General features: G+C 71.9%; 7 protein-coding genes. 2 read left to right on the forward strand and 5 right to left on the reverse strand.

What is annotated here, in order from left to right; translation table 11 throughout:
* The 5 genes from C1I93_RS27235 to C1I93_RS27255 all read right to left on the reverse strand — a co-directional run.
* A partial coding sequence (locus C1I93_RS27235) for a hypothetical protein (protein ID WP_111246141.1) occupies positions 1–385 on the reverse strand: 385 nt, incomplete at its 3' end.
* A gap of 56 nt (positions 386–441) precedes the next feature.
* A complete protein-coding gene (locus C1I93_RS27240; RefSeq protein ID WP_111246136.1) occupies positions 442–1,365 on the reverse strand; it encodes a YhjD/YihY/BrkB family envelope integrity protein in 924 nt (307 codons plus the stop codon).
* 57 nt (positions 1,366–1,422) lie between these two features.
* Entirely contained in the window at positions 1,423–1,971 is a 549-nt protein-coding gene (locus C1I93_RS27245; protein ID WP_223256477.1) for a 2'-5' RNA ligase family protein, read from the reverse strand.
* Positions 1,972–2,029: 58 nt separating this feature from the next.
* Positions 2,030–3,055, reverse strand: a complete 1,026-nt coding sequence (gene trpS / locus C1I93_RS27250; protein WP_111246138.1) for a tryptophan--tRNA ligase — start codon at positions 3,053–3,055, stop codon at positions 2,030–2,032.
* Positions 3,056–3,087: 32 nt separating this feature from the next.
* Positions 3,088–4,083, reverse strand: a complete 996-nt coding sequence (locus tag C1I93_RS27255) for a hemolysin family protein (protein ID WP_111246139.1) — start codon at positions 4,081–4,083, stop codon at positions 3,088–3,090.
* 84 nt (positions 4,084–4,167) lie between these two features.
* On the opposite strand from C1I93_RS27255, the gene galE reads away from it, so the two are divergent.
* Both galE and galK read left to right on the forward strand, forming a co-directional pair.
* Positions 4,168–5,151: a UDP-glucose 4-epimerase GalE gene (galE, locus tag C1I93_RS27260; protein WP_111246142.1), complete on the forward strand. Its 984-nt coding sequence runs from the start codon at positions 4,168–4,170 to the stop codon at positions 5,149–5,151.
* Positions 5,148–6,297 (forward strand): galactokinase (gene galK / locus C1I93_RS27265; RefSeq protein WP_111246140.1); only part of this gene is annotated, 1,150 nt, incomplete at its 3' end. The genes galE and galK, both read left to right, overlap by 4 nt.

A 6,297-nucleotide genomic window follows, 5' to 3' on the forward strand; every position in this document is an offset into this window, starting at 1 on the left:
GGGTCGGGGCGGGCAGTGGGCCGGTCAGCTCGGCCTGCCCGGTGGCAGCCAGGTCCTCCTCCTCGTCGACGGTGTCCTCGTAGTCGCCGTAGAGGTCGGCCTGGTCCACCCGGACCGTCTCGTCCGCCGCGGCGAGCTGCGCGGCGACGATCTCACCGCGGATCTGCTCCACCGAGACCGCCGGCACCAACGGCTCCACCACCGCCATCAACTGCTCGTCGGCGACCACCGCCTCGGCCAACGCCAACGCGTGCGCCCGCTCGTACGGGCCGCAGACCACCGGCTCCCAGTCGTCGGCGTCGTCGAGCGGGCCGAAGGTGATGACCCACGGCAGGTCCAGCATCGGCGAGTCGCTCGGCAGATCCAACGTCACGAGTGCCCCCACGGGCCCATCATCGTCGCTGCTCACCGGGGGTGGGGCGGGTTCGACGCAAGATGCGCTCAACCGCCCCCGCCGGGGGCGCCGGGATCGGTGTCCCCGTCGAGGTCGGCGGGTCCGCGCGCACCCGTCAGGTCGATCACCCGCCCGTGCCGGCTGGTCGCCGCCAGGGCCGCGCCGAAGAGCACCAACTGGTTGAGCAGGTACAGGTAGACCAGCAGGCCCACGGCGGTCGCCACCACCGTGTACGCCGGGTTGTGCTCCACCCGTCCCACCCAGAACCGGCCCACCGTGTTGAGCAGGGTGATGCCCACCGCGACCAGCAGCACCACCGGCCGCAACCGGGCCCGGCTCATCCGCAGCCGGGGCACCGCGACCAGCAGCAGGGTGGCCAACACCGCGTTGACCAGGACACTGAGCACGGCACTGACAGTGGTCAGTGTGATCGAGCCGGTGCTGCGCAGCAGGAAACGCAGCAGCGACTCCAGCGCGTCCACCGCTGCCACGGAGGCACCGAGCAGCACGAAGACGACGAGCAGCACGCCGAGGTCGACCAGCCGGCGCACCACCAGGTTGCCGGGATGCTGGTCGAGGCCGTGCATCAGCCGCTGCGAGGAACGGATCGCCTCGACCCAGCCGATCCCGGTCAGCACCAGGATGAGCAGGCCGACCAGACCGGCGGTGCCGCTGCTGTCGGCGACCTGCGCCGGATCCAGGAAGGGCAGATTCTCCCCGAGGAAGTCCTCGGCTGCCGCCCGCACCTCGTCGTTCTCCTCCAGGATGGCGCCGAAGACCGCGTACCCGACAAGCGCGAGGGCGAAGACCGCGAAGAAGCCGTAGTAGGCGATCGCGGCGGCCAACCGACCACCCTGCTGATCGGTGTAGAGCACCCCGGCCCGCCACAGGTGAGCGAACGCCGGGGAGCGGCGACGGGCGGCGCTCAGCCGGCGGTCGATGGCGGCCTCGGTCCGGCCCAGAACGTTCACGTCGTCATCCTCGCCGATGCCTCGTCGACGCGCCCGCAGCCGGACCGGGCCAGTCGGTCAACCGCCCAGCCGGAAGTCCCGGCGCGGCTGCCACCTGGTCTGACCGCTGTGCGAGAACAGGGTGAAGCACTCCACCTCGAACATCGCGGAGAAGTCGGCCAAGTCCTCGTACGCCTTGTCCAACGCCTCCGGCGCGACGTCCTGCGCCACCGTGACGTGGGGATGGTAGGGAAACCGCAGCTCCCGGCGGAGCTGAGGCGCGGCGTTGATCGCGGCGGCCAGCAGTTCACACTCACTGATCCCGGCGGCCACCGCGACGAAGACCACCTGGGTCACCGGCCGGAACGTGCCGGTGCCCCGCAGATGCAGGGTGAACGGCAGATGGGCGACGGCGACCCGGGCCAGATGCCGCTCCACCTCGGGCAGCGCGACCACCGGGATCTCGGTCGGCCCGAGCAGGGTGACGTGGGCCGGGACGGTGTTCGGGTCGCCGGCCTCCAGCCGCCGTCGGGTCAGCAGGCTGCCCCACGGCTCGGGGATGTCGACCGCGATGCCGATCTGGACGGTGTCGCCGCCCAGCGTCGGCACCCCGGTCTCCTGATCCACGCCTCGCGCCACCCCTTCGGCCCCGACTCGTTCCCACCGTCCGTGCTGGTACGGACGACTACTCGCCGCGCACCGGCGGGAAGAAACCCACCCGCTCGTACGCCTTGAGCAGCGTCGGCACCGCCACCCGGCGCGCCTTCTCGGCACCTGCCGCCAGCAGCTTGTCCAACTGCGCCGGGTCGTCGAGGTAGGAGCGGGTGCGTTCCTGGATCGGCACGACGAACTCGCGGACCACCTCGGCGAGATCCTTCTTCAGGTCGCCGTAACCCTTGCCGTCGTACGCGGCGACCAGGTCGTCGATGCCGCGCCCGCTGAGCGCGGAGTAGATGGTCAACAGGTTGGAGATGCCGGGCTTGGTCTGCTCGTCGAAGACGATCTCCCGACCGGTGTCGGTGACCGCCGAGCGGATCTTCTTGGCCGAGCGGGCCGCGTCCTCCAGCAGGTCGACGATGCCGCTCGGCGACGAGGAGGACTTCGACATCTTCGCCGTCGGGTCCTGCAGGTCTGTGATCTTGGCAGTCTCTTTCACGATGTGCGGGGCAGGCACCGTGAAGGTCGGCCCGAACTGCGTGTTGAACCGCTGCGCCAGGTCGCGGGAAAGCTCCAGGTGCTGGCGCTGGTCCTCGCCGACCGGCACCGCGTTGGCCTGGTAGAGCAGGATGTCGGCAGCCTGGAGGATCGGGTACGTGAACAGGCCAACGCTGGCCCGCTCGTTGCCCTGCTTCTGCGACTTGTCCTTGAACTGCGTCATCCGGCTGGCCTCACCGAACCCGGTGATGCAGCCCAGCACCCACGCCAACTGCGCGTGCTCGGGCACCTGCGACTGCACGAACAACGTGCAGCGATCCGGGTCCAGCCCGACGGCCAGCAACTGCGCGGCAGCCACCCGGGACCGCTGGTGCAGCACCTTCGGGTCGTGCCCGGCGGTGATGGCGTGCAGGTCGACCACGCAGTAGAACGCGTCGTGCGACTCCTGCAACGCCACCCAGTGCCGCACCGCGCCCAGATAGTTGCCGAGGTGGAACGAGTCGGCTGTCGGCTGGATGCCGGAGAAGACGCGCGGGCGGGCGGGAACGTCGGACATGCCGGCATTCTGTCAGCAACACCCGGCGCGCGTCATGACGGGCCGGCCGGTCCCGCCCGGCCGACCCCCTCGGCGGTGTCCCGCCGCTGCTCCGGCAGGCGCGCGGCGGTGACCGCCAGCCGAGCCACCCGCCGTCCCTCCAGCGTCAACACCCGCAGCAGCGCACCACCCGACCCGCCCGGGGAATCGGCGGGCACCACCACCTCATCGCCCGGCGTGGGCAGCCGCCCCAGCCCGGCCATCACGAAGCCACCCACCGTCTCGTACGGCCCGCTGGGCAGCGGCACACCGGTGCGTTCGACGAAGTCGGCGAGGTTGAGCCGACCGTCCACCACCGCCGGCAGGCCGGGCAGGGCCGGCTCGGGCGCGTCGGCGTACTCGTCATGGATCTCACCGACCAGTTCCTCGATCAGGTCCTCGCAGGTGACGATGCCGGCGGTGCCGCCGTACTCGTCGACCACGACGGCGAGGTGATGCCCCTCGCGGCGCATCTCAGTGAGCGCGGCGAGCACCCGCTTGCTGGCCGGCAGCCGTTTCACCTCCCGGATGAGCTGCCCGACCCGGGTGTCCGGGTCACGATCCGGCCGCAGCAACAGGTCGCGCAGGTGCACGACACCGACCACGTCGTCGTGGGTGCCGTCGATCACCGGATAGCGGGTGTGTGTACCTGCCCGGACCAGCGGCTCGGCCTCGGCGAGGGTCAGCGCCCCGGAGAGGAAGACCACCTCCGTGCGGGGCATCATCACCTCACGGACCAGACTCGCACCGGCCACCAGCACCTCGTCGATGATGCGGCGGCCCACCGGGTCGAGCACCGTGTTCGCGGCGACCAGGTCCCGCAGTTCCGCCGCGCTGATCCGCTCGCGACCGGCCGCCGTCCCGGCACCGAGCAGGTCGGTGACCAGCCGCAACGCGCCATCGGCACCGCGGACCACCACCCGGGCCACGGCACGGGCCAGCGGCCCTGGCTCGCGGCGGGGCCCGTCTGGCTCCCGCCGCCGGGATCCGCGCCGCCGCGCTGCCCGCATGACACTGATGGTAGGCCAGCGACACCGCCGTAAGGTGTGAACACCACGAGCCACGACCGGACGGGTCGGGCGGAAGGAGACGACGTGAGACTGCTCGTCACCGGCGGCGCTGGCTTCATCGGCAGCGTGGTGACCCGGTTGCTGCTCGACGCCGGACACGAGGTGGTCGTCCTCGACGACCTGCGAACCGGTTACCGGGAAGCACTTGCTCCCGACGCGACCCACGTCGCGATCGACCTGCACGACGTGGCCCAGGTGCTCACCCCGCGCTCCGGCTTCGACGGCGTGCTGCACTTCGCCGCGCTGATCGCCGCCGGTGAGTCGATGGTCGCCCCCGAGCGGTACTGGCACAACAACACAGTCGGTTCGCTGGCGTTGATCGACGCGGTCCGCGCCGCCGGCGTACCCCGGTTGGTGTTCTCCTCCACCGCCGCCGTCTACGGCAACCCGACCGAGCTGCCCATCCCGGAGACCGCGGTCAAGGCCCCGACCAACACCTACGGGGCGACCAAGCTCGCCGTCGACATGGCGCTCACCTCCGAGGCGATCGGGCATGGCCTGGCCGCCGTCTCGCTGCGCTACTTCAACGTCGCCGGGGCGTACCTCGACGGGGACACCGCTCTCGGTGAGCGGCACGAGCCGGAGACCCACCTGATCCCGCTGGCGTTGGAGGTGGCCGCCGGACGCCGCGAGAAACTGCAACTCTTCGGCGACGACTACCCCACCGTCGACGGCACCTGCGTACGCGACTACATCCACGTGGCCGACCTGGCCCGCGCCCACCTGCTCGCCCTCGACGCGGCGAGCACGGGACAGCACCGCGTCTACAACCTCGGCAACGGCAACGGCTTCACCAACCGGCAGGTGGTCGAGGCGGTCCGCGAGGTCACCGGTCACCCGGTGCCGGTCGAGGTGGCACCCCGCCGCGAAGGCGATCCCGCCGAGCTTGTCGCCTCCGCCGCACTGGCCCGTGCCGAGCTGGGCTGGGAACCGCGCAAACCCACCCTGCACGACATGATCAGCGACGCCTGGGTCTTCCACCGCACGCACCGGCTGGGTCAGCCGTGACCGCCCGGGACGACGTCGCGGCCCGCGCCACCGCCGGCTTCCAGCGGGTGTACGCCAGCCCGCCCGCCGGCCGCTGGGCGGCTCCCGGACGGGTCAACCTGATCGGCGAGCACACCGACTACAACGACGGATTCGTGCTGCCGTTCGCATTGCCGCTGCGTACCGTCGTCGCCGCCGCGCCGGCCGCCGAGGACCGCTGGCAGGTCTGGTCCGAACTGACAGGCGAAACCGTCAGCTTCGGCACCGCCGAGGTCACCGCCACCGGCTCCGGCACCCCCGGCCCGGTCACCGGCTGGGCCGCGTACGTGGCCGCAGTGGTGTGGGCGTTGCGCGAGGCGGGCCATCGGGTGCCGGGGGCCCGGCTGGCCGTCGCCTCCGACGTGCCGCTCGGTGCCGGGCTCTCCTCCTCGGCCGCCCTGGAGGCGGCCGTGCTCGCCGCGCTCGTCGACCTCGGCGGGCTCGACCTGCCCGCCGAGCAGCAACCCCGGCTGGCTCAGCGGGCTGAGAACGGCTACGTGGGCGCGCCCACCGGCATCATGGACCAGTCAGCGGTGATCCGGTGCCACGCCGGACACGCCCTCTTCCTCGACTGCCGCACCGAGCAGGTGGAACACATCCCGTTCGAGCTGGAACCCGCCGGGCTGGCCGTGCTGGTGATCGACAGCCAGGCCCCGCACCGGCACGCCGACGGCGAGTACGCGGCCCGCCGTGCCTCGTGTGAGCGGGCGGCGAAGCAACTCGGCGTGACCGCGCTGCGGGACGTACCGGCGGAGCAGCTGGACGACGCGCTCGCCCGGCTGACCGACGACGAGACCCGCCGAAGGGTCCGCCACGTGGTCACCGAGAACCAGCGGGTGCTGGACACCGTCGCCCTGCTGCGCGCCGAGCGGGTGCGCCAGATCGGACCGCTGCTCACCGCCTCGCACACCTCGATGCGGGACGACTTCGCCATCACCGTGCCCGAGATCGACACCGCCGTCGAGGCCGCCCTCGCCGCCGGGGCGCTGGGTGCCCGGATGACCGGCGGCGGCTTCGGCGGCTGCGTACTGGCCCTGGTGGAGGCGGCTCAGGCCGACCAGGTGGCGGCGGCCGTGACCGCCGCGTACGCCGAACGCGCCTTCACCCCGCCCACCCACACCACCGCTA

Source organism: Micromonospora endophytica (assembly GCF_003236305.1).
In the GTDB taxonomy this organism is placed as follows: Bacteria; Actinomycetota; Actinomycetes; order Mycobacteriales; family Micromonosporaceae; genus Micromonospora; species Micromonospora endophytica.